The following is a 26,639-nucleotide window of genomic DNA, read 5'->3' on the forward strand; positions in this document are numbered from 1 at the left end:
GCTCTTTCTCTGGTATGAATGTTATAAAAGTCTTTCTTACGGTATATTTGATAGTTATTGACTATTAATATTTATATAATTCAGTTTTTTATTTCGGCGATTCCTAACAACAAAGTCTCTTCAATTTCTTCTCTCATTGCTGGTGCAATATTCTGGGAAGCATTCAGGCAATTTATCAGTAATTTATTAGCACTATAATATTGCTGCATTAATTCAATTTGCTGTTTACTAAACTGCCAGTCATGACAAATATTACGATATTGAACTAGGAGTTCTCTAAATTTTCCACTCCAGAATTTACCATGTTCTATCCACCACCTACGAAATTTATGAGGATGGTTTTGAGCATTTGGTAATTGTTTTTTGAGGTTGTAGAGAAATTGCCTAAATTTAGATTCAACAACCAAATTCAGAGCTTTATCAAAGGCAATATTTAACGCATGAGCATAGTCAAAAACAATAGCATCATTCAATATATAATGACAGGCAAATTCTAGTTCACCAGCACAAGCAAAAGTACTAGTTAGAAACTCATCAATCGCAAGTTCTGGGTTAAATGCTAAGTTACCAAGCATAGCACGCTCTAAACCATAACTAGATGAATTACCAAACACTTGATTACTTGTTTGCAAACACACTTCTAACGCCCGACCAACACAAACTAAATAAAAAGCCCGAATTGCGCCTGCTTTATATTGAGTAGTTACTGAATTTGACTTTTGATTGAGCCACAAGAGAAAATCTTGAATTTTCTGGTCATTAGCGACTAAAGCATCTATTTTTTGTTTCATTAAGCGCAGCATTGCTTCCGCATTTGGCAACATACTCACAGTCAGCAATAAAACATTTTGCCAGCGTTTTTCTGTGATATGAGTAATTAGCTGATTTACAGACTGTTCTTGGTAATTTATCACAAAATTCTTTGCCGTTAAATACTCTTGTAAAGCCAGATGAGAAAAAGAGTAAATATCGTGCGATCGCTCCACCAATAAACCATACTCGACTTCAAGTATTTTTAACCACTTTTCACTATCTTGCAACTGCTGATTTACTAATTTTAAGTTAGAACTAACATAGTAATTACATTTACTTAAATATTGATATATTAACAACTGTATTTGTTCTTGCTCAAAAAAATAATCTTCTTGTTCAAAAGTAATAGCCGCTATTTGCGCCAGGAGCTCTTTAGGATTAAATAACTTGAAATTCTCGGTAATTGACTGCCTTTGAATACCTTTCACTTCATCCCATCTACCCAGCAAAATATTCAAAGCTTGCTCATATAACTTAGCTACTTTAAATGTAAATTCGGATTTTGTGTGAAAGAACAAACAAATTAGATGTAACAATATTGGCGTGATCGCTAATTCTCGTAATTGCTTATTTTCCGGCAAATGTAATTGATTAATAAATAAATTTCCTATAGATTCACCATCTTCCTTAGATTCATGAGCTACTGCTACAAACCATTGTTTTACAAAAATTTCGGCTTGCTGCATATCAAAATCAGCAATTTCAACCTCAGTAAATCCTGGAAATTTATATTTTTGTGCTCCAATGCGACAGCTAATTACAAACCGATTTTTGTAATAAATCTGAGAAAATAGTCGAAGTTCTTGATTAACTTGCTTGATATCCCCTGCGGGTACTTCATCTAATCCATCTAATAAAATTAATGCTTTGCCTTCAGTTAAGATATTTGGCGTTGATTCCGCTTCAATCCCACAACTGACAAATTCTTGGCTAATATACTTCAAAAAACTAAAATCACTATTATCTTTCAAGTCTTCAGCAAAGTCTCTCAGACTAATAAAAATAACTACATAATTCGGTTGAAATTCACCTTGATTACACTCAAGCGCCAAATATTTTAAGAATGTAGTTTTACCTATACCTGGTTTACCCAGTATTATCAACTTTGGGTAAAATGATACCGTTTCTAAAATTGGTATTTTTTTTTTGGTTACAGCTTAATTTACCACCACATTCTTGTAGCAAATCATCAATTTCTAGCCATCTTTGACTTGTAATTTTTTCTAATATATATATAGGCGTATAGATATCAAGCAATGGAATTGTCTGAGCAATATCCATCATTTGTAAAGTACTGCACTGGTCTTGAATTTTGTCTTGGCGCTTTTGACGTATTTCCTGCACCAATATATTTAAATCTCGCTTATTAGTCGGAAATTTAGCACTTGTATCTGAAATTATATCTTCCGGTAAGTCAGCAATTTTTTGCCAAGATAACCCTAAATGTTGACAAATTTGTACAAAGCAACTGCGAGAAACTGGTTCGCCTGCAAAAAACTTAGATACTGGTTGGCGTGTAATACCTAGAGCTATGGCTAATTTGTGTTGGCTTAAAGTTTTGTCAGTTAAAGCTGTTTTAGCAGCTCTAATACCTTCTGAGGAAGCTCGGAGTCCTTGGCTGGTCATACAATCAGCTTTTTAAGTGTTTTTGGTTACAAGTAGGAATGTAGCTGCACGTAGACACACCCTGGACAGATGGCTTGAATTTTCCAAAACAGTTGACTTTGAAAAAATCAGAGTTAAATATTTTACCAAATTTCAGTTGATGCTGGCTGCATACGCCAGTGATTTTCTGTCTGAAGGGTATTTGTTCTTTAAAAATCCTCAATAAATTGAATTTCTTTTAAAGATAAGAGTAATCAATTATACACTTATGTTCAAAAACATACAAAAATCATACAAAACTTATACATTTGGTATGCAATATGATAGCTGAAGTTTTCCGAAATTTAATAGAAAATTAAGTGTATCTCAGTAGAATAGTGTCCATGTCTGGCAAAAACTTGTTGATGTCTAAGTACTTAACTTAGGTAAATGTCAAGAAAATCTAAAAAATCTTTGTAATTATAGACTTTTCCACAGTGGCTTCTCGTATGCCAAAAAAGCTATTTCAACTACGAGTTGCTCAATGAATAATAGGCTAGAACTTTATGGTCATGCTTCCTGTTACAAATCCCAAAATTCTTGTTGTAGATGATGACTTTGGTGTCCGTAATCTTATCTATCGTTTTCTCGGTCGAAAATATCAAATAGAGTCTGCGGCAGATGGCAAAACGGCGTTATCTTTATTTGAGCAATTTGATCCAGCTTTAGTAATCTTAGATTGGAATTTACCAGATATCAGTGGCTACAATTTGTGCGAAGAAATGCAGAGTCGCACGAACGTACTAGTAATGATACTAACCAGTAGAAATGCTGAAGAAGATAAAATTAAGATTCTTTCGGCGGGTGCTGATGACTTTTTGACTAAACCATTTAGTCTGGCGGAAGTAGAAGTTAGAGTCCAAGCACTTTTAAGACGTGTACGTTCTATCAACCCATCTCCTGTACAACGCTTGGTATTTAAGCAATTAGCTATTAACCCAGAAGGTAGAGAAGTCACGCTCAATGATAGGCCGCTAAATTTAACAGCATTAGAGTTTAATATTTTACATTTTTTGGCAAGTCATCCTGGTCAAGCTTGGAGTCGTCCACAACTCATCCAAAAAATTTGGGGTTGCGACTATGTAGGCGATGGAAGAGTTGTTGACGTGCATATAGGTCAATTACGCAAGAAACTAGAAGTTGATCAAAATGTACCTGAGTTTATTAAAACAGTCCGGGGCTACGGTTATAAATTTGAATTGCCAGAAGCGACTAGTGCTTAATAAGTGAATCATGCCACTACAATGACTATGGGCCTAATAAATTACGATAAAAAAGAGCTTATAACATTAAATTTCCAAATCTAGTGATATTTTGGCTCAAATTTGATTAGGTGCTACAACCAGGTTGTAGCACCGTCTTTTTATATTTTTTTTAAAGACAAAAACTGTCTAATTATGTCTCTAAAATGCGTCTGCTATAGACACACTCTACTTCCCTAATACTAGAGGTAGATAGCCTAACCTAATTATTCTGTCTACTCTGGCTTGTGGAGTCTACTTAACACATATATCAAGGCGATCGCATCTTAGTTGCAACTAATATTGATAATCAAAACAGCAATTAAAATATTGAATTTATCTTGATTTTTTATTTTAAATAAATCAATAATCACTAATTCATTACATTTTAAAATAAATATTTATTCTTCAGACATAATTAGTCATTTTAGGACGTAATTATCTTTTTTATGCTATTGAACAACAGAGTTTTTTTCATAAAAAATGTTCAGTATGAATTAAGCAATGCAAGCTTAATCCCTACACAAACAAATGTTTTCTGCCAATTTTGATTGGAGGAAAAAGAATGGAAAAAATGAATATGTCTGAACTAAATCCTGTGGGTTCTAAACTTTTCACAGATGCCGAAAGCTTTTTACAAGACTTGGGTGATACAGAAGCGATGGCTGTACAAGGAGGAGAAGGTGCTTTTTTCCTTCCATACATTGCCTTCGGTCAGAAGTTTCTAGAGTACGGCGTAAACGGATTTGCAATCAATAATATTGCATCTATTGCCAAGTCATTTAGTGCTGGTGGTGTAGGCGGTGCTGGTGGTGTGCTGGTGGTGTAGGCGGTGCTGGTGGTGTGCCTGGTGGTGTTAGTACTGCGCCAGGCCTAAGTGGCACCATAACCTATACGTTGTAGTTTTCTAACGACTAATAATCTCATAATCAACAACAAAACAACGAACAATTTGCGCTGTTAAATCGGAGAAAAACAATGATCAAGATGAATGTATCTGCAATCAATCCTGTTGGTTCTGAACTGTTTACAAATTCAGAAAACTTTCTCGAAGACTTAACTGATACAGAAGCGATGGCTGTACAAGGAGGGGAAGGCGCTTTATTCCTGCCATATATCGCCTTTGGTCAGAAGTTTCTAGAGTATAGCGTGAACGGATTTGCGATCGCTAATATTGCATCCATCGCCAAGTCATTTAGTGCTGCCGATATCGGTGGTGGTGGCGCTGGTGGTGGCGCTGGTGGTGGTGGCACTGGTGGTGGTGGCGCTGGTGGTGGCGCTGTCTTCTAGATTGTCATTTATTAGTCAAGTCAATAGGATTCAGCAATTAACCGTTGAATCCTCAGCAAGTTTAACTATTGAGTGAATAGGAGAAAAAACAATGGTTAAGATGAATGTATCTGCAATCAATCCTGTTGGTTCCGAACTGTTTACAGATTCAGAAAACTTTCTCGAAGACCTTACTGATACAGAAGCGATGGCTGTACAAGGAGGGGAAGGCGCTTTATTCCTGCCATATATCGCCTTCGGTCAGAAGTTTCTAGAGTATAGCGTGAACGGATTTGCGATCGCTAATATTGCATCCATCGCCAAGTCATTCAGTGCGGCTGGTATCGGTGGCGCTGGTGGTGATGCTGGTGGCGCTGGTGGCGCTGGCGCTGCTTGATAGATTGTCATTTGTTAGTCTATAGGATTCAGTTATTCATAGCTGAATCCTCCTAGAATCGGACAATTACTAGTAAATTTATTGATGATTGTTAGCCTTTAATTAATTTCCTTAGTTTTAAGTATTTATCTAAGACTAAGGATCTTCATATTCTCAAATTACATAAATATTTTATAAATTTAATTTTCACTTATTAGAAAACTACTAATTTAAATCTGACTGAAGATAGAAATTAAATCACGTATCACTCATCTAATTTACTACTATTTACGGCTGTGATTGACACAAGTGCTTTACTAAGATTAAAGCTATTCGAGCAATTGAAAAAACATCTATTTATTGCATGGATTTACTTTATTCAAAAATCCCAATTTAGATTGATTTTTCTTTGGATAAGGCTTTGAAGATATATGTCACATAAAATCAATCAATTTCCAAATTTAGAGACCTATAAAATCAATCCTGGTGAGGTTTTAACACCTTTTCAGAAAAAGATTTTGCTCAAAAATCTACAAACAAATTTACAACCTGAATATCGTCGTCGTATCGAAATTATGTTGCTGGCAGATCAAGGTAAATCTCCAAGTAAAATTTGTCAAATATTAGGCTGTTCCTACCACATGGCAAGATATTGGACTAGTGTTGCCAAAGCTGGGTTAGCTCACCAATGGCAGGAACAAAAGATAGGTCGTCCAAAGCTTATTAATGCTCAATATCTCGACCGCTTAAAAGAGTTAGTAACTCATAGTCCTCAAGAATATGGCTATCCGTTTCAAAATTGGACTGCACAATGGTTAAGTAAACATTTAGCCAATGAAATGGGTATTAAGGTTACCGAACGTCATATCAGTCGTTTACTTAAACAAATGGGACTTTCCACAAAACAAAAAAATAATTCTAACCAACAAGAAACTAACGATATTCAGAATTCAGAAATTATAATATGTGATTTACAATTAAATTTTGAACCTAATAGTTTGTCAGAATTATTCGATTTTGTGAATACTCATGAATAGAGAGTATTTTTCAAACAGGGATAAATTGATGAATGATTTTTTCATTATTTCTTCTGAAGATATATTGTATCAACTCAAGCTTTCCTGTCAGCTTCCAGATATAATTGCTGCGATCGCAACTCGCAAGATTATTACTGATGCTACTAATCAAGCAGATATACAAATTCAAGCAGGAGAGCTGCAAAAAAACAGCAGATACAATGCGTTTGGCAAAAAAAACTTATCAAAGCTAAAGATACTGAAACATGGCTGGAAAAACATTATCTTTCTCTCAATGAGTTCAAAGAATTAGTTCAAGTTTCTTTACTTTCTGCCAAATTAGCTGAATATCTCTTTGCCGAACAGGTCAAACCTTTCTTTGCGACACATCAACTTGATTATGCTCAATCTATCACTTATGAAGTTGTGTTAGATGATGAAGAGTTAGCGTGGAAACTATTTTATAACCTGCAAGAAAATCACATCTCGTTTCAAAATCTTGCTCAACAATACATACAAGAACCAGAATTACGTCGTGTAGGTGGATATTGTGGAATAAGATATCGTAGTGATTTGATGCCAGAGATTGCCAATTATGTTTTTACTGCCCATCCGCCACAGATTCTTAAGCCCATTCTCACACATCAAGGAGTTCATCTAATTTTGGTTGAAGAAATTATTCAGCCTCATTTAGATGAAGAATTGCGCTGCAAAATTCTCAGAGATTTGTTTGCTGCTTGGTTACAGCAACAACTTGAAGAAATGAAAATTGTGGTACAAATTTAATCTCGGTATTAGTATTAAGATTTTGTTGGGTTAAGCTATCGCTGCAACCAATCTACAGTTCTGAGATAAAAGAAACGGCTATATTCAAATTTTAATTTGATGCAATACGGTTCAGTTAGTAATTTTTTCTTCTCTTTGCGCTCTACCGTGCGGGAAGCCCTGACGCTCGAAGACTCGCTACCGCTTCGCTAACGGGTTCAGCAGTCGCTCATGGGGGAAACCCCCAAGACCGCGCTGCTTCACCGCTATCGCGTCTATGCGCCCTTTGTGGTTCGTTAAAAAAAATGACTTTAACAAAGAGTTTTGGTCTTAACTGAACTGTATTGTAATTTGATGATAATTAATCAAAAACCTGTAATAACGTAAAATTTCACGTTCTACAGGTTTTTAAATTATTTATTTCCAGATTTTTTAACTTTCTGGTTCTGCGGATGCTTCTGATTTTTCCGGTTTGAGTAAAGGGAAAGCGATGACATCCCGAATACTTGCAGAGTCAGTTAATAACATGACTAACCTATCAATGCCAATACCTAAACCGCCTGTAGGTGGCATTCCATATTCCAATGCGTTGAGGAAGTCTTCATCTACACCTTGGGCTTCTAAGTCACCAGCAGCTTTACGAGCGGCTTGGGCTTCTAAACGTTCCCTTTGGTCGATGGGATCTGTTAATTCTGAGAAGCTGTTAGCAGTTTCGCGTCCCACAATAAATAACTCAAATCGTTCTACCAAACCAGGTTGAGAACGATGGGGTTTTGCGAGTGGCGAAATTTCTACGGGATAGTCAATGACAAAGGTAGGTTGAATTAAATTTGTTTCTACCTTTTCTTCAAAAGCTAAATTGAGTAACTTACCAATTGATTGGGCTTCATCTGTACCAGGAATCCCCGCATTTTTAGCTGCGGCTTTTGCGTCTGCCAAACTTTGGAAAGAATTAAAGTCTAAGCCTGTGGCTTCTTTAACTAAGTCGTGCATTGTCACCCTTCGCCAAGGTGGTGTTAAATCTACAGTTTCACCTTGGTAGGTAATTTGCAATGTGCCGAGAACTTCTTGGGCGACGGTGGTAATAATGCCTTCCGTCAGCGCCATCATATCGTTATAGTCGGCGTAAGCTTGATAAATTTCAATTGAGGTAAATTCGGGGTTGTGTCTGGTGGAAATTCCTTCATTGCGGAAAATCCTTCCCATTTCAAACACTTTTTCAAAACCACCGACAATCAACCGTTTGAGATGGAGTTCTGTCGCAATTCGCAGATACAGTTCCATTTCTAGGGTGTTGTGGTAAGTGATGAAAGGACGTGCATCTGCGCCGCCAGCTTCACTTTGCAAAACAGGCGTTTCAATTTCGAGGAAATCGCGTTGTTCTAAATAGCGGCGAATACCTGCGGTGATTTGGGCGCGACGACGAAAAGTTTGGCGGACTTCGGGGTTAACAATCAAGTCAACGTATCGCTGACGGTAGCGTTTGGCAACATCTGTTAATCCGTGCCACTTGTCGGGTAGGGGCAGAAGGGATTTGGTCAGGATGGTGTATTGTTTGACGTAGACTGATAATTCGCCCTTTTCAGTCCGTTTAATCGTGCCTTTAACTCCTAGAATATCGCCTGCATCTGTGAGTTGCTTCAGGTGGTTGAAAGCTTCAGCATCAATTTCTGCCATGCTTTCTTGGATACGATTTTTCTCCAGATAAAGCTGTATGGTGCCGGTTTCGTCTTGCAAGGTGAAAAATGCTAATTTACCGAAAACACGCCGCGCCATGATCCGACCGGCGATCGCAACTTCTAAATCAACTTCTTCACCACTAGCTAAATCAGCAAATTTTTCCTGCAATTGGGCAGCGTTATGGGTGGATTCCCAACGATAGGCGTAGGGATTAGCCCCTAACTGCTTAATCTGGTCTACTTTTTCCAGCCTTGCGGCACGGATATCTTCTTCCGACATGGTAACGAACTAAATAGGGCAAGATTCATTATAGATGCTGCAAAACTAGACAGTGAGAGATTTTTGTCTAGAAGAGTGCGATCGCTCAAAAAAAATTTACCATCAAACTAACTACGGTACGTCTATAAAATGTAGATGTTGAAGACGAAAATGATTGCAGTCAAAATATTTATGTTCTCATTTTGAGGTTTTCTATCTACAAAATGCCAAAATGTTTATTCATTTCAGTAGATTCAACACACAATATTTGAAAACGCTTTCTCATTTTGTTAAAACGTTTACTCATTTCAGTAGATTCAGCAAGCAATATTTAAAAACGCTTTTTCATTTTGTTAAAACGTTTACTCATTTTGGTGTTTTCCGCAAACAATTTTTAAAAATGTGTTCTCATTTTGGTGTTTTCCGCAAACAATCAGCTAAATTGCTTTTTGAGTAAGTAAAAATTATGATAAAAACTAAAGTACGCCTAGAGAATGTCATAGATAAAAAGCGATCGCCTGCATAAAACCAAGAGCGATCGCTTTTAATTAAAATATTGATGGACACAATCTCTTACTTTTCGATTGCTAAGGAATAGCGAGATAAAATAGCCTTCGTTTTCAAGTTAGTCAACTGAATCACAGCTTTAATCATACTTTGCTGATCAGGCAGTAAATCTAAACTCTCTAGAGCTTGATACAAATTATTCCCAGCTTGCAATTGTTCTTTCAGCTTTTCGCGTTGCGATAAACTTAATATAGTATTAATTTCCTTGTTACGACGTTGACGTAAAGCTTGCAGTTGTTGGCGTTCTTGAGGAGTAAAATCTGCTTCCGAAGATGCAATAAAGTTACTTATAGCTTGGGAAGATTGAGCAATTATCACGCTAGAGTTAGCATGAGTTTGTAGAGGTGTAGCTAACGCCATCTTAGGTATCAAGATGACAAGGATAAGAACATTAGCTAACAAAGACAGCCATTTGGAAAAGTTAATTACCATTTTGAGAAACACATAAACGAAGTTTCATACTCTGTTAGTTTTAGATGATTGAGTAGGCACTTTAGATACAAACCCAGTTTAAAAAAAATTTTATATTCTCAATATTTGTGAATATAAAATTGCCAATCTCAAATCCAAAACTATGGAGAAATTCACAACCAGATGGTAGCTTAGATGATTTTGCTGCCTCTGTCTAGAAGGCGTAAAGTAAAATACAGAAGATAGGATTTAGGTTTACTGAATATCTATCTCTACCAAGCACCCTAAAAACTATTATCGGAGATTCGGGAAACTTAAAAAATAAATCACGCTACAGAAAATTTATGTTTAGGTAAGCCGTAAAAAATATCATCTCTAAAAATTTATATTGAACAATCAGATACACAACTGTTCAAAAAAGTCGAGTATCTGAACCAGCATAATGTTGCCTAATCAAACAAACTTAACATAAGATAATTTTATGTATTTTAAGCAACTCAACTATTGACAATCAATCAAAATAAACCATTGTTTGGTGAGCATAATTATGCCCACCGCATCAACTACTGAGACTTTTTCATTCTGTTAATTTCTTGTTGTAATTCTTCAATTTGTCGGCGTAAATTTTCGGCTTCGCTTGCGGAAGATTCTGCTGCAACATTTACTGCACCTTCAGAGGGCGATCGCTGATAATTACCCCGGCGGATTTGCTGATATTCTTCTGATACTGCCCACTCCCGTAAGTAATGTATCCGTTCCACAGCAAAGGGATGGCTTAACATCATGCCTTGAGCGCCATTGTAAATCAAGAATTTATAAATTTGATTCAGTCCATCTTCATCCAATGCTTGATAATTTTCTGACTGACGGATAAATTCTTGTAAACTACATTCATGGGCATATTTGCTACTTCCGCCAGATACCTTCATCATCGAAGACATGACTGAATTTAAGTCATCAAGCACTAACAGTGCTGCCCTGTCTGCTGTTAATTCTGCTTTTCGCCGCCATTCAAAAAAGGCATAGATTAAAGCTTGGGTAACGAAATTACCAATCCCAAAGGTCAATTCACCCAGGGCAGAAGCAGCACTCATCGCCCACATCGCCATTTGAATTAAAATAGTATGACCACATTTAATATGTCCCAGTTCATGGGCTAACACTGCCCTAATTTCGACTTCTTCCAACAAGTCTAGTATGCCTGTGTTTATGACAATGAAAGGATTTTCTTGCCCTAAAGCATAGCTATTTGCTTGGGGATCTTGTGAGACAAACAGTGCAGGTTCTGGGTAAACGTCCAAATCCCGCACACATTCCCGAAATATCTGGTAAATAGTGGAATATTGCCTAGGCCCTACTTGGATGGTGTTACCCATTAGATAGACTAACTGCGGGCGTTCATAGACAAATTCCATGAATTTACGGGCAACTAACTCAAATCCCGGTAAATTTCGTAAAGCTTGTTCAGCTTGGCGATCAAGTGGATGTCGGAAGGCATCGCTAGAGATTCCTGTGTAAGTAGGCATAATTGAATTCAGTAAACAGTTATCAGTGAACAGTGAACAGTCTAAGTTATCAGTCTAATAACTGATAACTGAATCAGAGAAATGGGGCTAATGGAAAAATCACTTTGTATGGGATTAAAAGCTTGTGATTGAGGCAGAAGTTCATTTATCACTACATAACTTCCTGCGATCGCAGGCGGGGTTCCCTTCCTGGCCTCATCATTTGACGATGGCAAGGTTGGTAGCCCGCGCCTTGCGTCTAGGACGTAGTGCTTTAATTCAAGTCGGGGCGGCTTGTGGTTATCAAGGAAGATATCGCACCAGCTTTGTCGCATCAGCATTAATGTGGCATGGCCCTGTTATTATTGTTGCGCCAGAAACAGTGCAGCAACGTCTGTTGCAAGTAGAAATTCCCCGCTTACAACAGTGGTTACAAGTGCAGAAGCCCATCAGAACAGGTAATACTTGGCCTAATGCTGAGTTTCAAGGGCTACTCCTAACTTCTCCAGAAGCTTGGTTAAAAGGGCAATTAACAACTGCTGATGCTTTTCCGCCAGGGATTCCCACAATTATTGATGGTGTTGATGATTTAGAAGATTGGGTACGGCATCAACTCATTCAAGATGTGCAACCCCAAGACTGGGAAGAGTTGATGTTGGCTTGTCCTCAGCAAGGGGAAGCAATTCTTTCTGCGAGAACACAACTTACTAAAGAAGTATTTCAACACCCAGCCAACCCTTATGAGTGTTATCTCATTTCTCAGCCGGAAGCTGAAATTATTCATCGTATCTTTGCTGAATTAGATTTAGCAACTATTCCTGATGTTTGGCAAAATTTCTGGCAGCAATTTCAATACATCTATGAAAATACGCCAGTAAATCAGCCACCCCATCTTTTTTGGACAACTATCGCCCGTCGTCAAGGTTTATTTTCTTTGCATTACACGCCAATTGAATTAGCTGAAATACTGTCACCGATTTGGCAAAGACAGCCAGTGGTGTTAATTGGTAGTGCTTTAGAACCAGAAACCGAAGCGCCTGTATTTCGACAGCGTTTGGGCTTGGATGATGTTACTTGTCTCAAGTTCTCCTCTGATAGTCAAGCCCAAGCTATTCAACTGTATGTCCCCCATCAGTTACCTTTACCGAATACACCAGAATTTCAACCAGCCTTTATTCACAAAGTCCGCACTCTGTTGTGTTTAAGTGCAACAGCACCAGGGTTAACAGTTATTTTGGTGGGAGATGTCCCCCTCAAGGCACAAGTCGGCGCAATTTTAGCTTCAGAGTTTGGTTCGCGGGTGCAGGTAGAAAAAACCTGTTTAGATGAAAATGGTATTTTAATTAGTGGTTGGGAATATTGGCGAGAACATCAACAAGTTTTACCAGCGCCACATTTGTTAATTATTGCGACTTTACCGCTACCATCTCTAGAAAATCCCCTGGTGGCTGGGAGGGTAGCTTATTACAAGCGATCACACCAAGATTGGTTTCGAGTATACTTACTCCCGGCAGCATTAAATGAACTACAACGGGCGATCGCTCCTGTACGCGAAAATCAAGGTGTAGTCGCATTGCTTGATAGTCGAGTGATTAACCGTAGCTATGGTTCCCAAATCCTCGCAGCACTTAGCCCTCTAGCACGCATCAACTATCTTGACCCTAGTTTATTTTCTAACCCAGATGAAGAAGATTCAGCTTAAATGAAAAATGTAAACGGCAGGAGGCAGAAGGTAGGAGGAAAATTCTTACTATTCCTAGCATTCAAGCTTTTAAACTGTCCTAATATATCTAAACTGCTGCCCTAACTATTTACATTTTGTCAACGGATAGCGATCGCATCTGAGCAAACGCTATTATCAGCTTGTTCGCAGATTTTCAATAACACACACTAATTGAAATTTTGAATTACTAATTATGGGTGAAGCAAAACGTCGCAAAGAAACACTGGGAGAACAATACGGTCAAGATGAACGTATATTGTCTTGGGTTCCCATCACCAAAAAACAATCCGAATTATTTGTGGCTTGGACGACTCGCGGAGCCTGGATTGGCATTGGTACAATGGTTGCTGCTTGGGTAACTATCCGTTTTATCGGCCCCGCCTTCGGTTGGTGGCAAGTTGTAGATTAATACAGTTCAGTTAGTAGATATAGCAATCCTATTTGATTGGTGACAATCGAGAGGTTCAGATCCCCGACTTTTTGAAGAAGTCGAGGATCTTTTGGTTCCTGGGATAGCCAACTAGTACAGGCTGGCGTAAATAACCAGAGCCTAAGAAATTGCTAAAAGACTTGTGGTATCACTATTCTTTCTTTTTACTTTTGCCTTTTTACTTTTGCCTTTTTGTACTAGATATCTAGATTGTCAATTCGCTTTTCTAAATATTGACCAATCATTAACTGTTCACCAGCGCGAGAGATGATTGTTTGTCTAGTGCGATATTTATTGCCAATTAACTTTAATTCTTCCTCAAACACTGAGCCGTTGTACTCAGTTCGCAAGCACAGAGTTTCAGAATTAGCGAAATGATATTCGGCGGTGATGGGTTTGGATGTGGCAAAACCGCGATCGCGGTACAAAATATTTCCTAATACACCAAATAATGTGGAACCTTGTGATTCTTGTCTACCCTTAAGTTTATCTGTACTATTCCAAAATACTTCTGCACCAAACATCAAGCTGACTGTATCAGGTAAGTCATGCAGTTGTGCCAGCTTTTGTAATTCAGCGCATCCTGGCTCTAAAAACCGAATGGTAATCATACTCACCATTTCTTTGGTTTCGCCCTCTGGCAGAGTATAGTAGCGTCTTTCTGAGCGCCACTGACCTGCTGATTTTTGGAAAAATACTGTAATTTCTGCTTCGTTAGCGGTTTGAGTCAGTCTTAGCGGTGATGTCACGCGTTATTGCCCTCGCCTATTCTAAAAAATAGCGTTTGTTCATATACTACATGGTGACAAAAGACAATTACGGTTTAGATTTTTTAATATCTCTCATAAATACTGAGACTGGCTGATTGCTTTCTTAGCAGCTTTGCTAGTATATATTAGGTATACTTAGTAAAACTAAATATCATTATTTCACCAATGCTAATGCCAAAACTTAGGCAAAAATTAGCGCCAGATTTGATTGGTTAAAATTCTCATCTCTAAGCCTTATGGTCAAGATATGAGGAAAACATGGCTTACCCTTAATGCTATTGCAGATAACACTGTTATACATCTGCAATAGTAGATAAGAGCTTTCTTTTAAACTTTTATTTGGCAAAATTAGTAAAAATTGACACAAAAAGATATGTCTCAACATTAATTCATCATCAATGCTTCTATCTAGAGAAATATATTCAGCATGGCTTGGGTATAAAAGGCTGCTATTTTCGGAAAAACTTTATATATAAGCAAAATCAATCATTTGCCACCGACAACCGCAAAAATCAATGAAACAGCAAACCTACATAGCTCAAATCCCAGTGATGAATAGCCAGTTAGATTTAACCGCCAATATTTACGCAGGAAACCCAATCAACAAACGGATGTTTCCTTACAGTAAAACCAAGAAATTCATATCACTATTTGCTTGTTTATTCAGTACAGGATTACTCTCAGCTAGTTGTGCTTCTCTACCGAAAGAAACAGCTGAAGCGCAATCACAACAACGTCAAGGCGGAGAACGAGGTGGTGCGACACCAGTAGATGTAGCGATCGCCCGTACAGATACACTAGAAAAACAGCCAGAATATACAGGTACAACAATTCCCTTTCGTACAGTATCGCTGCGATCGCAAGTAGAAGCTAGGTTATTATCCTTAAATGTAGATGTCGGTGATCGGGTTGGTAAGGGGCAGAATATTGGCCAGTTAGATGATGCGTTGCTGTTAACAGATTTAAAACAAGCCGAAGCCGAACTCGCCGCCCAAAAATCGGAAGTAGCCAGAGCCGCAACTCAGGTAAGTAACGCCCGTGCAGAAGTGGAAAGACTGCGGTTACAACTGGTGCAAGCCCAAGCAGACTCTGAAAGACAACAAAAATTATACAGAGAAGGCGCGATCGCCGAGCAAACTGCCGAACAAGCAGGTACTCAAGCCCAAACCGCCGCCCAAGCCTTACGAGCTGCTACCGAGCAAGTCCGCACAGAACAGCAAGCCGTCGCCGCCGCCCAAGGTAGAGTTTTGGCGCAACAAGCCGTCGTTGCTCAAGCCAAAGAACGCCGTTCTTATTCGCGACTCGTTTCCCCCATCAGTGGTGTAGTCACAGGCAAAGTTACAGAACCGGGCAATCTTTTGCAAGCAGGCGGTGAAGTTATCCAAATTGGTGACTTTAGCCGCGTTAAAGTTGTTGTCCAAGTTTCCGAATTAGAACTGGCAAAAATTAAACTTGGGCAATCTGTACAAGTACGGTTAGATGCCTTTCCTCAACAAATATTAACTGGTAGAGTCATCCGCATATCTCCCGCCGCCGATGCGACAGCAAGGCTCATCCCCGTAGAAGTGGAAGTTCCTAACAGTAACGGCAATATTGGTAGCGGCCTGTTAGCGCGAGTTAATTTTGCTACCCAAACTCAACCGCGAGTTGTCGTTTCACAAACCGCCATTCAACAACCAGCCACAGACAAACAATCTGCTGAAAACCAGACAGATGGCACCATCTTCGTACTGACAGACACCCCAGGACAGCCAAAAGTAGCAGCGCGTACCGTTACTTTGGGTAAAAAAGCTGACAGCAAAGTCGAAATTTTATCGGGTTTACAACCAGGAGAACGCTACGTAGTTCGCAGTGGTAGACCTTTAAAGGATGGCAATTCTGTACGTCTTTCGATTCTTTCCGAAACAGGCGAATCGAATTCTACACAACCCAGAACTAGAAATTAAGAATATTTAGATTTGGAGTGCAATTATAGCCATGCAGCAAGTCCAAAAAAGCGGCGGATTTAGTATCAGCGCCATCTCCATCCGCCAACATATCGGTACACTTATGCTCACCTTGGCAGTAATTGTCATGGGTGTATTTTTTATTGTTAAATTACCAGTAGATTTACTACCATCAATTACCTATCCTCGGGATTGGGGTGCGGATACAAGCACCAGGAATTTCGCCAGAGTGGCAATTGATGAAGTCACCAAGCCTTTAGAAGAAGCTTTTTCTGCAACCGAAGGTGTATTGCAAGTCTTTTCTCAAACCCGTGAAGGGCAAGTCAGCTTAGATTTGTACTTTCAACCGGGGGGTAATATTGACCAAGCCTTAAACGATGCGACAGCAGCCTTTAACCGCGCCAGAGGAACTTTACCAGACACCATAGAAGAACCACGTTTATTCAAAGTAGATCCTTCCCAGTTACCTGTTTACGAAATGGCCTTAACTTCACCTTCTTTACAAGGTGTAGATTTACGTGTTTTCGCCGAAGAAGAACTCGCCCGTGAACTAGGTGTTGTTCCTGGAGTAGCTGGAGTAGATGTGTCGGGAGGAGTCCCCGAAGAAGTTAGAGTCAATATTGATTTAGACCGTTTGCAAGCCTTGGGTGTAGGTTTAACGGATGTTTTAGATGAATTAAGAGACCGCAACCAAGATATTTCCGGTGGTCGCATTTTAGGGCAGAATTCCGAACCATTAACTCGGACTGTTGGCAGGTTTCGCAGTGCAGAAGAATTGCGAAATTTATCCTTTGAGGTATCCTCTGGTGCTGCTAACACAAATAATACTCAATCAACAGTTCCGCGTCGCCGCGTTTATTTGCGAGACTTTGCTGAAGTGATAGACGGCTCAGAATTACAACGAGTTTTTGTTTCTTTGAATGGTGAACCAGCAGTTAAAGTCAGTATTCAAAAACAACCAGATGCTAATACTATCAACGTGGTTGATGGTGTGAAAAAACGTGTAGAAGAACTGCGCCAGTCTGGTGTGATTCCTGAAGGGACAGTAATTACGGCAACTTTGGATGAATCAAAATTTATCCGCAATTCTATTTCTAATGTTACTAGTTCTGGGTTAATTGGGACATTACTGGCAGCGATCGCAGTTCTCCTATTCTTGGGTTCCATCAGACAAACTTTAATCATTGTCCTCGCTATTCCCTTAGCCACCCTCGCCGCTATTATCTTGATGGGGTTGTTTGGCTTATCTATCAACGTTTTTAGTTTGGGTGGTTTAGCATTGGGTGTGGGTATTGTGGTGGATAACTCCATCGTCATGTTAGAGAACATTGCCGAAGGTGTAGGTATGACACCAGGCAAAAGTAACCGAAGCAAATTAAACCAACAACAATTAATCAATCAATCAGAACAAAGTAGCCGCGAAGTAGAATCAGCCCTAGTCGCTTCCACCAGTACCAACTTAGTTGCAGTATTGCCATTTCTGCTCATCGGTGGATTTATCGCCCTGCTATTCAATGAATTAATTTTAACTATTAGCTTTTCCGTCGCAGCTTCGATTGTAATTGCTGTTACCGTTGTGCCGATGATGGCATCGCGGATGCTGGGATGGAAATTTTCGAGCCGTTTGAGCGAATTTTGGTTACTCAAAGAATTTAATCGCCGCTTTGATGCTGCCACCAGAGGATATGGCGGCTTTTTAAGCATGATATTACGTTGGCGGATAATTACAGTTGCGATCGCCCTCCTCTTATTTGGTGGCGGTAGTTTATGGATGGCTCCCCAAATTCCCCAAGAAATCCTCCCCAGAATTAATACCGGACAAGCTAACTTAAATGCTCAGTTTCCTCCAGGTACACCTTTGGAAACTAACCTCAAAGTTATGAATGCGGTAGATGAAATTCTTCGCAACCAACCAGAAACAGAATATGTCTTTTCCACCTCTGGCGGAGCCTTATTTGGCAACACCACCAACGCCAACCCTTTACGCGGTAGCAGCAACATTACCTTGAAAGCTGGTACAGATGTCGAAGCTTATGTGGAACGAGTCACCCAAGAACTTGACAAATTAAATTTAGCCGGAATTCGTCTGCGCCTTTCCCCCGGACAAGTACGGGGTTTAATTCTCAATAACTCACCTGTGCGCGGTGCAGATGTTGACGTAATTCTCCAAGGAAACGACTCAGACACCTTACAACAAGCTGGTCGTCAAGTCTTAGCCGCCTTAGAAGAACAAGCCACCCTTGCTAGATTTCGTCCCGATGCTGATGAGCGCCAACCAGAAATTCAGATTTTGCCCGACTGGGAGCGCGTTGCAGCCTTGGGTTTAACTACTACAGATATTGGCGATACCATTCAAACTGCCCTAGAAGGTAGCGTTCCCACCCAATTACAACGCGGCAACCGCTTAGTAGATGTGCGTGTCAAGTTAAACGAAACAGCAGTGCAAGCACCATCTCAATTAGAAAGATTACCCTTATTTGTTGATAATAATCGCCAAGTCCGATTAAGTGACGTTGCCAAAATCGTTGAAGGGCAAGCACCTGGAGAAATTCAACGCATCAACCAGCGCCAAGTTGCTATCTTTGCAGGTAATTTAACCGAAGGTGCTAGTTTGAGTCAAGCCATAGCCCAAGTACGGCAAGTAATAGATAACCTAGATTTACCAGAAGGTGTTAGCCGCTTGCCTAGCGCCGCCGCAGAATCTAATGAGCAACTGCAAAGTTCACTGCAACTATTAGGAGGATTAGCAACATTTCTGGTATTTGTAGTCATGGCAGTACAATACAATTCCCTCATCGACCCTTTGGTAATTATGTTTACCATTCCGTTAGCATTAGCGGGGGGAATTTTCGGACTGTATATTACTCAAACCGCTATTGGTGCCACTGTAATAGTTGGTGCTGTGTTACTAGTCGGTATTGTGGTGAACAATGCCATCATCATGGTCGAGTTAGCCAACCAAATTCGTGAACGAGAAAATATAGACCGCAAAACTGCAATTTTACAAGCCGCACCTCAACGTTTACGTCCTGTACTCATGACTACCATTACCACAGTGTTAGGGATGTTTCCCTTAGCATTAGGAATTGGTGAAGGTTCAGAATTTTTACAACCCTTGGGGGTAGTTGTGTTTTCTGGTTTATCCTTAGCAACTGTATTAACACTGTTTATTATTCCGTGCTTTTACACACTGCTGCACGATATCTTAGATTTCGAGTGGCTCAAGCAAATACTCATCAAATTTGATAAGTGGAAGAACAGATATTACTAATTTTGCCATCAGCCAAAGTTCGTTAATTATCAGATAGAGACGTTCCATACAACGTCTCTATCAAAATTGCTAAATCGTATTTTTATCCAGAACTTATATAATTTTTAATAATATAAAACAGATTTTTTGATCAGTTTATTTTGAAAATGTAAATTGCGAAAGAAAACAATAGTTAAGAGAATTTTCCAGACCATGAGCGAGAAAGCTGATTGATAAAACATCCTCAAAAAGACTATAAATTTTCTCTGCTTGAGTGCAACAAACGCCCAATGTAATATGAGATATTTTTTAATATCTCCCATTTTAGGAAGATGATTATAATGATTTTTATGAACTAAAGGATAAATTTTTTCCTTGATTAAAATATTTGTATCTAATCTTTTAGCTACAGCAAATTTGTGATTATAAGCCCCTGGCCAAATGGTGCGATAAGCGAGACATTGATTCAAAAAAATAGCATCACCAAATTGGGCAATTCTTAGCCAAGAATCTATATCATCACAATTAGCATCAAGTTGGGAATCCCAACCACCTGTTTTACAAAAAGCATCACGGCTACAAGCAACTTGTACAGGTGTACCAAAAGGCAATAATTCCAACAGCATTCCGTAGTGAATATCAGCTTGAGGAACGGAAAAAGCCAAACCAGGGCCAAGCTGGGGAGTGCGGCTGAGTTCTATTTCATGTTCATCCACTTGAGCCGCCACACAAGAGCAAATCACTGCGCTTGGACAAAAAGCGATCGCCTTTGCCATCTCTTCGATACAATTATTAGCCAGATAATCATCATCATCCAAAAACTTAATCCATTCACCACTGGCCTTTTGTACTCCGGCATTTACTGTAGCTGCATGACCTTTATTTACCTCATTGCGGTGGTAAACTACTCTATCACCCAAGCTTTCTACGTAGGCTTGTGTGTCATCCCTAGAACAATCATCCGAGACAATCACTTCGCAAGGAATTGTCTGGTTGATAGCAGAATCAACGGCTCGACGTAGTAAGCTTACGCGGTTATAGGTAGTGATCACAATGCTAAACTTCATAAATATCACACCTGTAGCAAAGCTTTATGCAATATAGCTTTCATTTTTAGATATGTCGTATCGGTAAAAATCGGGTAGAATTTTAAATCTTAAATATTACTAGACTGAAAGTAGATTCTCGATTTATTATGGATGATTGTGGGTTTTTCAGCAGATAAGCTATGAACGCTCAAGAAATTATCCGCTCCATAGAAGCGGAACAACTCAAATCTAACTTGCCCAATATTTATGTGGGCGATACAGTCAAAGTCGGTGTGAAAATCAAAGAAGGCGAAAAATACCGCGTCCAACCCTACGAAGGTGTTGTGATTGCTAAACGCAACGGCGGTATTAACGAAACTATTACCGTTCGCCGTGTATTTCAAGGGGTAGGCGTAGAGCGTGTATTCCTCTTACATTCTCCACGCATCGACAGTATCAAAGTCCTGCGTCGTGGTAAAGTCCGTCGTGCTAAACTGTACTACCTGCGCGATCGCATTGGTAAAGCAACTCGGATCAAGCAACGCTTCGACCGTCCTTTGTAATTTTTTGCTCAGGGTATGAGAGAAATCTCAATTAACAAGCGGCTTTTGCCGCTAAGTTGCTTCCCCGACAAAAATCATGTACAATCAGAATCGCAATTGCGTTAAACTAGATAAAAGTTCAGCGCAATCACCGAATCCAAACCAACCTGTGCGCTCTTAGTTCAGTTGGTAGAACGCAGGTCTCCAAAACCTGATGTCGGGGGTTCAAGTCCTCCAGGGCGCGCTCGCAAGCAAAAACAAAACCCGAAAGAGTAGCACTTCTACCAGCAACGTAGTTAGTGCTTACCATTTCGGGTATAATTGTTTTATACTTTAAAGAATTTTTGCTGCAAGTCAGCAGGCTGGAATCAAAGCTGTAAACCTGAAATTCAACCAAGCAGGATATAGCTGTACAAGAAACGGGGGGATAAACAACAGTGGCGAAAAAAAATGAAGCTGAAATGCCGGAAAACACTGGCGGTCTAAACATCCAAAACTTTTTTCAAGGCACAAAAGAAGAGCTTGAAAAAGTAGTTTGGCCAAGTCGCAGACAGCTAGTGAGCGAATCAGCAGCCGTGCTGTTAATGGTGACACTCTCCGCATCTTTGATTTATTTGGTGGATGGATTGTTTGCTTGGGCAGCAAAACAGGTGTTCTGATGACTTTTGCAACAGACGACCCACTTAACTCAAATTTGCAGTCAGAGGAAACAGCAGAAGCGGCGCTCAAAGAAGCGCGGTGGTATGCAGTACAAGTAGCCTCCGGCTGTGAAAAGCGCGTCAAAACCAATTTGGAACAACGCATCCAAACCTTTGACGTTGCCGACAAAATCATTCAAGTCGAAATTCCACATACGCCAGCAGTCAAAATTCGGAAAGATGGCAGTCGCCAGCATACAGAAGAAAAAGTTTTTCCTGGCTATGTGCTGGTAAGAATGGTGCTGAATGATGATACATGGCAGGTAGTACGTAACACCTCTCATGTGATCAACTTTGTAGGCGCAGAACAAAAACGTGGCAGTGCTAAAGGTCGTGGCCACGTTAAACCAGTACCTCTGAGTTACTCAGAAGTAGAGCGGATCTTCAAACAAACCACCGAACAAGAGCCAGTCGTCAAAATTGACATGGCTACAGGTGATAAAATTGTCGTGCTTTCTGGCCCATTTAAGGACTTTGAAGGCGAGGTGATTGAAGTCAGTCCAGAGCGTAGTAAACTTAAAGCCTTGCTCTCGATTTTTGGCCGAGATACACCCGTTGAATTGGAATTCAATCAGGTAGAAAAACAGAGCTAAATACAAATGGCGAAAAAAGTAGTAGCGGTCATTAAACTGGCCCTGAATGCTGGAAAAGCCAACCCAGCACCACCAGTTGGCCCCGCATTAGGTCAACATGGTGTAAACATCATGATGTTCTGCAAGGAGTACAACGCCAAAACAGCCGACCAAGCTGGTATGGTTATCCCAGTAGAAATCTCCGTTTATGAAGACCGGAGTTTTACATTTGTACTCAAAACCCCACCAGCATCAGTATTGATTCGCAAAGCCGCGAAAATCGAAAGAGGTTCCAACGAACCCAACAAAAAGAAAGTTGGTTCCATTACTAAAGCGCAATTGCGAGAAATTGCCCAAACCAAATTACCCGATCTCAACGCCAACGACATCGACGCGGCAATGAACATTGTGGCAGGAACCGCTAGAAACATGGGCGTGACCATTACTGAATAGTAAAAGATGGCAGGAGGCAGAAGGCAGAGGGCAGAAGCAAAATATCATAACTTCGCACTCGGCACTCAGCACTCGGCACTCAGCACTTAAAAAACTATCGGGGGAGAAGTTATAAGCTTCGCCATTGACCCCAGGAGAAAAAAATGACAAAAAAAGTATCGCGTCGCTTGCGAGAACTGCAAGCAAAGGTAGAAGATAGGGACTACGCGCCCTTAGACGCGTTAGCACTATTAAAAGAAACAGCAACCGCTAAATTCCCCGAAGCCGCAGAAGCACATATTCGGTTGGGAATTGACCCCAAGTATACAGACCAACAGTTGCGGACAACGGTAGCACTACCCAAAGGTACAGGACAAATTGTCCGGGTAGCAGTTATCGCTAGAGGTGAAAAAGTCACAGAAGCAAGCAACGCTGGTGCGGACATTGTTGGTTCGGAAGAATTGATTGACGAAATCCAAAAAGGGATGATGGATTTCGATAAACTAATTGCGACACCAGATGTTATGCCACAGGTAGCGAAACTAGGTAAATTACTAGGCCCCCGTGGTTTGATGCCATCCCCCAAAGGTGGTACAGTAACATTTGACATTGCAAGTGCGATCGCCGAATTCAAAGCTGGTAAATTAGAATTCCGGGCTGACCGTACTGGTATTGTTCATGTTATGTTTGGTAAGGCAGCTTTCTCCCCAGAAGATTTGTTAGTAAACTTGAAGGCGTTACAAGAAACAATTGACCGTAACCGTCCTTCTGGAGCAAAAGGCCGCTATTGGCGAACCTTCTATGTATCTGCTACTATGGGGCCTTCAATTAAAGTTGACATCACCGCTTTACGGGATTTAAAACTGACCGAAGTTGCATAAGAATAGGGAATAGAGAGTCGGGAGTAAGAAAGAAAAAGCCTACTCGCCACTTCTTTAAAACTAAATAGTTCAAACCGGAGACAGCAGGTGCGAATAGCTTAATATCCTGCCGAGGTAAAAACTCTCATTGCCTGAAGTACTACCTACAAGGCGTAGACACTACAGCGTCAAGAGTTTTGCTGCTAAACCCCGGTTAAAAAACTGGGGTTTATTGTTTTTGGTTGTTCAGAACTAGAACACACAAGCAGAAAAATCGCTGATTTTGCCCTTGGAGGTGAAACAAGATGGGTAGAACTTTAGAAAACAAACAAGAAATAGTAGCTGACCTCAAACAATCTTTGAGTGAGTCAACTTTAGCACTTGTAATTGAATACCAAGGGCTAACAGTTGCCGAAATCACAGATTTACGGCGGCGGTTGCGTCCGAGTGGCACTACTTGTAAAGTGACAAAAAATACCTTAATGGGTATTGCCATTAAAGAGGATGAAAAATGGCAACCAATGTCTGAGTTGCTAAAAGGTTCTTCCGCCTTTTTGTTAGTCAAAGAAGATTTCTCCTCAGCAATTAAGGCTTATCAAGACTTCCAAAAAGCCACCAAGAAGACAGAACTTCGTGGCGGTGTTATGGAAGGCCGTCTGCTGAAAGAAGCGGATGTCAAGGCTTTAGGAGACTTGCCATCCAAAGAACAACTCATGGGTCAAATTGCTGGAGCTATCAACGCATTGGCTACCAAAATTGCTGTTGGTATCAACGAAGTTCCTGGTGGCTTGGCTCGTGCTTTGCAAGCTTTGGCTGAGAAAGAACAAGGAAGCGCAGCTGAATAGTCAGCAAAAAGTAGGAAGTATGAAGTATGAACTGTAAAATAAGCCGATTATTCAAAAATGGTTTATTTACTAATTTTTTCATTCTTTAGACTTCTTTAGTCAAGAGTCAATAGTCAGTGGTAATTACAAATGACGAATGACAAATGACAAACTACTCATAATTAATCAAAAATTACGGAGTTACATCAATGTCTGCTACAACCGATAACATTTTAGAACAATTAAAATCCTTGACCTTGCTAGAAGCTGCTGAATTAGTTAAGCAAATCGAAGAAGCTTTTGGCGTAAGTGCTGCTGCACCTGCTGGTGGCATGATGATGATGGCTGCTCCTGGTGCTGGTGCTGCTGCTGCTGAACCAGTAGAAGAAAAAACCGAGTTTGACGTAATTCTGGAATCTGTTCCTGCTGACAAGAAGATTGCCGTACTGAAGATTGTACGTGAATTGACTGGTCTAGGCTTGAAAGAAGCTAAAGACTTGGTAGAAGCTGCTCCTAAGCCAATTAAAGAAGCGATCGCTAAAGAAGCTGCTGAAGATGCTAAGAAACGGATTGAAGAAGCTGGCGGTAAAGTTACCGTTAAATAGTTCCAGTTTCAATACTTGTTTTTAATTAAGAAGCCTATTTAGGCTTCTTTTTTTGTATTTTTATTCATTATTTTTCTACCCATAGCCAAAGCAGTTATACCAATTCTATGAGAAGCTGCACTTTATAAATCCTGTAGAGACGTTGTATAAAACGTCTCTACAACAACTTTTAATTCTGCCGCCTGTCACCTCTTACTTGTCCTCTGCTTTATCTCAGAATAATCCTATTACGCCCTTCAGCTTTGGCTGTGTAAAGTGCTTTATCTGCGGCCACAATCAAATCAGAAGGTGAAGATTCCCACGTAGGAATTAGGGTAGCTACGCCGATACTCAGAGTGACGTACTCATTTACCGCAGAAGCATCATGAACAATTTGTAAGTTGTTAACACCAGCTTGCATTGCTGTGGCTACATGAAATGCACCAGCTGCATGAGTATTTGGCATAACTACAGCAAATTCTTCGCCACCATAACGAGCTACTAAATCGTGATGTTTTTGTGCATTTTTGCTCAAAACAGCACCCACCCTCTGCAAACACACGTCTCCAGCAGGATGACCATATTGATCGTTATAAAATTTGAAATAATCGATATCACATAAAATTAATGACAGAGGAGATTCTTCTTGTGCTAAATTTATCCATTGGGTATTGAGATATTCATCAAAACGACGGCGATTAGCCAGACCTGTTAAACCATCAACATTAGCGAGTTGTTGTAAAGCTAGGTTGGCTGCTTCTAACTGTTTGTATACTTGCGCTTGTTGTAGCAGACGACGTAAACGTTGACGCAAAACTGCCCAATGAATTGGCTTGGTAACATAATCAGAGGCTCCTGCTTCAAAGGCGCGGTCTACAGATTCCGCATCATTCAAACTAGTGATCATTAATATGGGTGTGCGTTCCCATAATTTGGAAATCACAGTATTGCCTGTAGCAGAGTCAGTATCAAAATTTGCCAATGCTGACATAAGGTTATTTCTGGCAATTTGAAGCAGGTGCTTACAACAAGTAAAGCCATCCATGACGGGCATGATTGCATCTAGCAATACTATGTCGGGTTTGACAGTCTCATAGGCATCTAAGCACTGCTTGCCATCTGCAACCTCAACAACTCGATAGCCTTCTTGTTCCATAGCTTCACGCAACAGCAAGCGGATGGTCTTGTCATCATCAGCCACCAGAATTACTGGAGGTTGTTTAGGTAGAGAAAATGGGCTTAAGCCTGACATGAATTGCGTTCCACAGAAAATGAAAGTATCGACGAAGGGTAAGCGGGAGAAAACCTGCATAACACAAAAAAAAGAGCCATTGAGTAAGATTTTGTGACAGTAAATCTTACTGGAAGGCAACTGGCTAAAATTTCATGACCGCAGTAAAACTTGGCAGTACTGCAATGGTCTATATTGTGCAAG

27 protein-coding genes, 1 tRNA gene and 1 other annotated feature are annotated in these 26,639 nt (G+C 40.0%); of the genes, 19 read left to right on the forward strand and 9 right to left on the reverse strand.

Annotated features, from left to right (window positions below; translation table 11 throughout):
* Positions 1 to 80 precede the first annotated feature (80 nt).
* Positions 81 to 1,865, reverse strand: coding sequence for an NACHT domain-containing protein (locus tag ACX27_RS07215; RefSeq protein ID WP_235526541.1), 1,785 nt, complete (start codon positions 1,863 to 1,865; stop codon positions 81 to 83).
* 34 nt (positions 1,866 to 1,899) lie between these two features.
* On the reverse strand, positions 1,900 to 2,439 hold the full coding sequence (locus tag ACX27_RS33475) for a hypothetical protein (protein WP_235526542.1): 540 nt from the start codon (positions 2,437 to 2,439) through the stop codon (positions 1,900 to 1,902).
* Between the two features lie 524 nt (positions 2,440 to 2,963).
* On the opposite strand from ACX27_RS33475, the gene ACX27_RS07225 reads away from it, so the two are divergent.
* The 7 genes from ACX27_RS07225 (at position 2,964) to ACX27_RS35185 (ending at position 7,145) form a co-directional block, all read left to right on the forward strand.
* Positions 2,964 to 3,680: a response regulator transcription factor gene (locus tag ACX27_RS07225; protein WP_062290264.1), complete on the forward strand. Its 717-nt coding sequence runs from the start codon at positions 2,964 to 2,966 to the stop codon at positions 3,678 to 3,680.
* A 598-nt stretch (positions 3,681 to 4,278) separates the two neighbouring features.
* Positions 4,279 to 4,527 carry a hypothetical protein gene (locus tag ACX27_RS07230; protein WP_235526543.1) on the forward strand — a complete coding sequence of 83 codons (249 nt, stop codon included), beginning with the start codon at positions 4,279 to 4,281 and terminating at the stop codon, positions 4,525 to 4,527.
* A 149-nt stretch (positions 4,528 to 4,676) separates the two neighbouring features.
* Positions 4,677 to 4,988 (forward strand): hypothetical protein, encoded by a 312-nt coding sequence (locus ACX27_RS31575; protein ID WP_062290270.1) that lies wholly within the window; start codon positions 4,677 to 4,679, stop codon positions 4,986 to 4,988.
* Between the two features lie 91 nt (positions 4,989 to 5,079).
* Complete coding sequence (locus tag ACX27_RS07240; RefSeq protein ID WP_144427413.1) at positions 5,080 to 5,364, forward strand: hypothetical protein; 285 nt, start codon at positions 5,080 to 5,082, stop codon at positions 5,362 to 5,364.
* A 410-nt stretch (positions 5,365 to 5,774) separates the two neighbouring features.
* Complete coding sequence (locus ACX27_RS07245) at positions 5,775 to 6,380, forward strand: helix-turn-helix domain-containing protein (RefSeq protein WP_062290276.1); 606 nt, start codon at positions 5,775 to 5,777, stop codon at positions 6,378 to 6,380.
* 28 nt (positions 6,381 to 6,408) lie between these two features.
* Entirely contained in the window at positions 6,409 to 6,672 is a 264-nt protein-coding gene (locus ACX27_RS35180; protein WP_335337767.1) for a hypothetical protein, read from the forward strand.
* 113 nt (positions 6,673 to 6,785) lie between these two features.
* Positions 6,786 to 7,145, forward strand: coding sequence for a peptidylprolyl isomerase (locus tag ACX27_RS35185; protein WP_335337768.1), 360 nt, complete (start codon positions 6,786 to 6,788; stop codon positions 7,143 to 7,145).
* Positions 7,146 to 7,556: 411 nt separating this feature from the next.
* On the opposite strand, the gene lysS is transcribed toward ACX27_RS35185, so the two are convergent.
* The 4 genes from lysS to ACX27_RS07265 all read right to left on the reverse strand — a co-directional run bounded on the left by lysS (position 7,557) and on the right by ACX27_RS07265 (position 11,566).
* Entirely contained in the window at positions 7,557 to 9,083 is a 1,527-nt protein-coding gene (gene lysS, locus ACX27_RS07255; RefSeq protein ID WP_062290280.1) for a lysine--tRNA ligase, read from the reverse strand.
* A gap of 387 nt (positions 9,084 to 9,470) precedes the next feature.
* Positions 9,471 to 9,629, reverse strand: a complete 159-nt coding sequence (locus tag ACX27_RS32290) for a hypothetical protein (protein ID WP_158507354.1) — start codon at positions 9,627 to 9,629, stop codon at positions 9,471 to 9,473.
* A 6-nt stretch (positions 9,630 to 9,635) separates the two neighbouring features.
* Positions 9,636 to 10,061 carry a hypothetical protein gene (locus ACX27_RS07260; RefSeq protein WP_062290283.1) on the reverse strand — a complete coding sequence of 142 codons (426 nt, stop codon included), beginning with the start codon at positions 10,059 to 10,061 and terminating at the stop codon, positions 9,636 to 9,638.
* Positions 10,062 to 10,603: 542 nt separating this feature from the next.
* On the reverse strand, positions 10,604 to 11,566 hold the full coding sequence (locus tag ACX27_RS07265) for a M48 family metallopeptidase (RefSeq protein WP_062290286.1): 963 nt from the start codon (positions 11,564 to 11,566) through the stop codon (positions 10,604 to 10,606).
* Between the two features lie 124 nt (positions 11,567 to 11,690).
* Here ACX27_RS07265 and ACX27_RS07270 point away from each other — a divergent pair, with 124 nt between their 5' ends.
* Together ACX27_RS07270 and ACX27_RS07275 are read left to right on the forward strand one after the other, a co-directional pair.
* Positions 11,691 to 13,247, forward strand: a complete 1,557-nt coding sequence (locus tag ACX27_RS07270; RefSeq protein WP_062290290.1) for a helicase C-terminal domain-containing protein — start codon at positions 11,691 to 11,693, stop codon at positions 13,245 to 13,247.
* 214 nt (positions 13,248 to 13,461) lie between these two features.
* The gene (locus ACX27_RS07275; protein WP_062290293.1) at positions 13,462 to 13,677 is read left to right on the forward strand and encodes a DUF2839 domain-containing protein; all 216 of its coding nucleotides are present in this window, start codon (positions 13,462 to 13,464) and stop codon (positions 13,675 to 13,677) included.
* Positions 13,678 to 13,895: 218 nt separating this feature from the next.
* Here the strand turns inward: ACX27_RS07275 and ACX27_RS07280 are convergent, their stop codons facing one another.
* Complete coding sequence (locus ACX27_RS07280; RefSeq protein ID WP_062290297.1) at positions 13,896 to 14,447, reverse strand: phycobiliprotein lyase; 552 nt, start codon at positions 14,445 to 14,447, stop codon at positions 13,896 to 13,898.
* A gap of 632 nt (positions 14,448 to 15,079) precedes the next feature.
* Here ACX27_RS07280 and ACX27_RS07285 point away from each other — a divergent pair.
* Entirely contained in the window at positions 15,080 to 16,414 is a 1,335-nt protein-coding gene (locus ACX27_RS07285) for an efflux RND transporter periplasmic adaptor subunit (RefSeq protein WP_418006833.1), read from the forward strand.
* Positions 16,415 to 16,445: 31 nt separating this feature from the next.
* Entirely contained in the window at positions 16,446 to 19,685 is a 3,240-nt protein-coding gene (locus ACX27_RS07290; protein ID WP_083468688.1) for an efflux RND transporter permease subunit, read from the forward strand.
* A gap of 104 nt (positions 19,686 to 19,789) precedes the next feature.
* On the opposite strand, the gene ACX27_RS07295 is transcribed toward ACX27_RS07290, so the two are convergent.
* Positions 19,790 to 20,731 (reverse strand): glycosyltransferase family 2 protein, encoded by a 942-nt coding sequence (locus ACX27_RS07295; protein WP_062290304.1) that lies wholly within the window; start codon positions 20,729 to 20,731, stop codon positions 19,790 to 19,792.
* A gap of 161 nt (positions 20,732 to 20,892) precedes the next feature.
* On the opposite strand from ACX27_RS07295, the gene rplS reads away from it, so the two are divergent.
* From rplS to rplL, 8 genes are all read left to right on the forward strand, one after another.
* A complete protein-coding gene (gene rplS, locus ACX27_RS07300) occupies positions 20,893 to 21,255 on the forward strand; it encodes a 50S ribosomal protein L19 (RefSeq protein WP_062290307.1) in 363 nt (120 codons plus the stop codon).
* Between the two features lie 150 nt (positions 21,256 to 21,405).
* Positions 21,406 to 21,478: transfer RNA gene (locus ACX27_RS07305), tRNA-Trp, on the forward strand.
* A 193-nt stretch (positions 21,479 to 21,671) separates the two neighbouring features.
* Entirely contained in the window at positions 21,672 to 21,893 is a 222-nt protein-coding gene (gene secE / locus ACX27_RS07310) for a preprotein translocase subunit SecE (RefSeq protein WP_062290310.1), read from the forward strand.
* On the forward strand, positions 21,893 to 22,525 hold the full coding sequence (gene nusG / locus ACX27_RS07315) for a transcription termination/antitermination protein NusG (protein ID WP_062290313.1): 633 nt from the start codon (positions 21,893 to 21,895) through the stop codon (positions 22,523 to 22,525). The genes secE and nusG overlap by 1 nt, the downstream gene beginning before the upstream one ends.
* 6 nt (positions 22,526 to 22,531) lie before the next feature.
* Positions 22,532 to 22,957 (forward strand): 50S ribosomal protein L11, encoded by a 426-nt coding sequence (gene rplK / locus ACX27_RS07320; RefSeq protein ID WP_062290316.1) that lies wholly within the window; start codon positions 22,532 to 22,534, stop codon positions 22,955 to 22,957.
* 143 nt (positions 22,958 to 23,100) lie between these two features.
* A complete protein-coding gene (rplA, locus tag ACX27_RS07325) occupies positions 23,101 to 23,817 on the forward strand; it encodes a 50S ribosomal protein L1 (RefSeq protein ID WP_062290318.1) in 717 nt (238 codons plus the stop codon).
* A 56-nt stretch (positions 23,818 to 23,873) separates the two neighbouring features.
* Positions 23,874 to 24,039: a sequence feature (ribosomal protein L10 leader region), on the forward strand.
* A 62-nt stretch (positions 24,040 to 24,101) separates the two neighbouring features.
* Positions 24,102 to 24,641 (forward strand): 50S ribosomal protein L10, encoded by a 540-nt coding sequence (gene rplJ / locus ACX27_RS07330; RefSeq protein WP_062290320.1) that lies wholly within the window; start codon positions 24,102 to 24,104, stop codon positions 24,639 to 24,641.
* Between the two features lie 188 nt (positions 24,642 to 24,829).
* Complete coding sequence (gene rplL, locus ACX27_RS07335) at positions 24,830 to 25,225, forward strand: 50S ribosomal protein L7/L12 (protein WP_062290323.1); 396 nt, start codon at positions 24,830 to 24,832, stop codon at positions 25,223 to 25,225.
* A gap of 208 nt (positions 25,226 to 25,433) precedes the next feature.
* Here the strand turns inward: rplL and ACX27_RS07340 are convergent, their stop codons facing one another.
* Positions 25,434 to 26,456 carry a GGDEF domain-containing response regulator gene (locus ACX27_RS07340; protein WP_062290327.1) on the reverse strand — a complete coding sequence of 341 codons (1,023 nt, stop codon included), beginning with the start codon at positions 26,454 to 26,456 and terminating at the stop codon, positions 25,434 to 25,436.
* Positions 26,457 to 26,639: the final 183 nt, after the last annotated feature.

The sequence above is a fragment of the Nostoc piscinale CENA21 genome (genome assembly GCF_001298445.1).
Classification (GTDB): domain Bacteria; phylum Cyanobacteriota; class Cyanobacteriia; order Cyanobacteriales; family Nostocaceae; genus Nostoc_B; species Nostoc_B piscinale_A.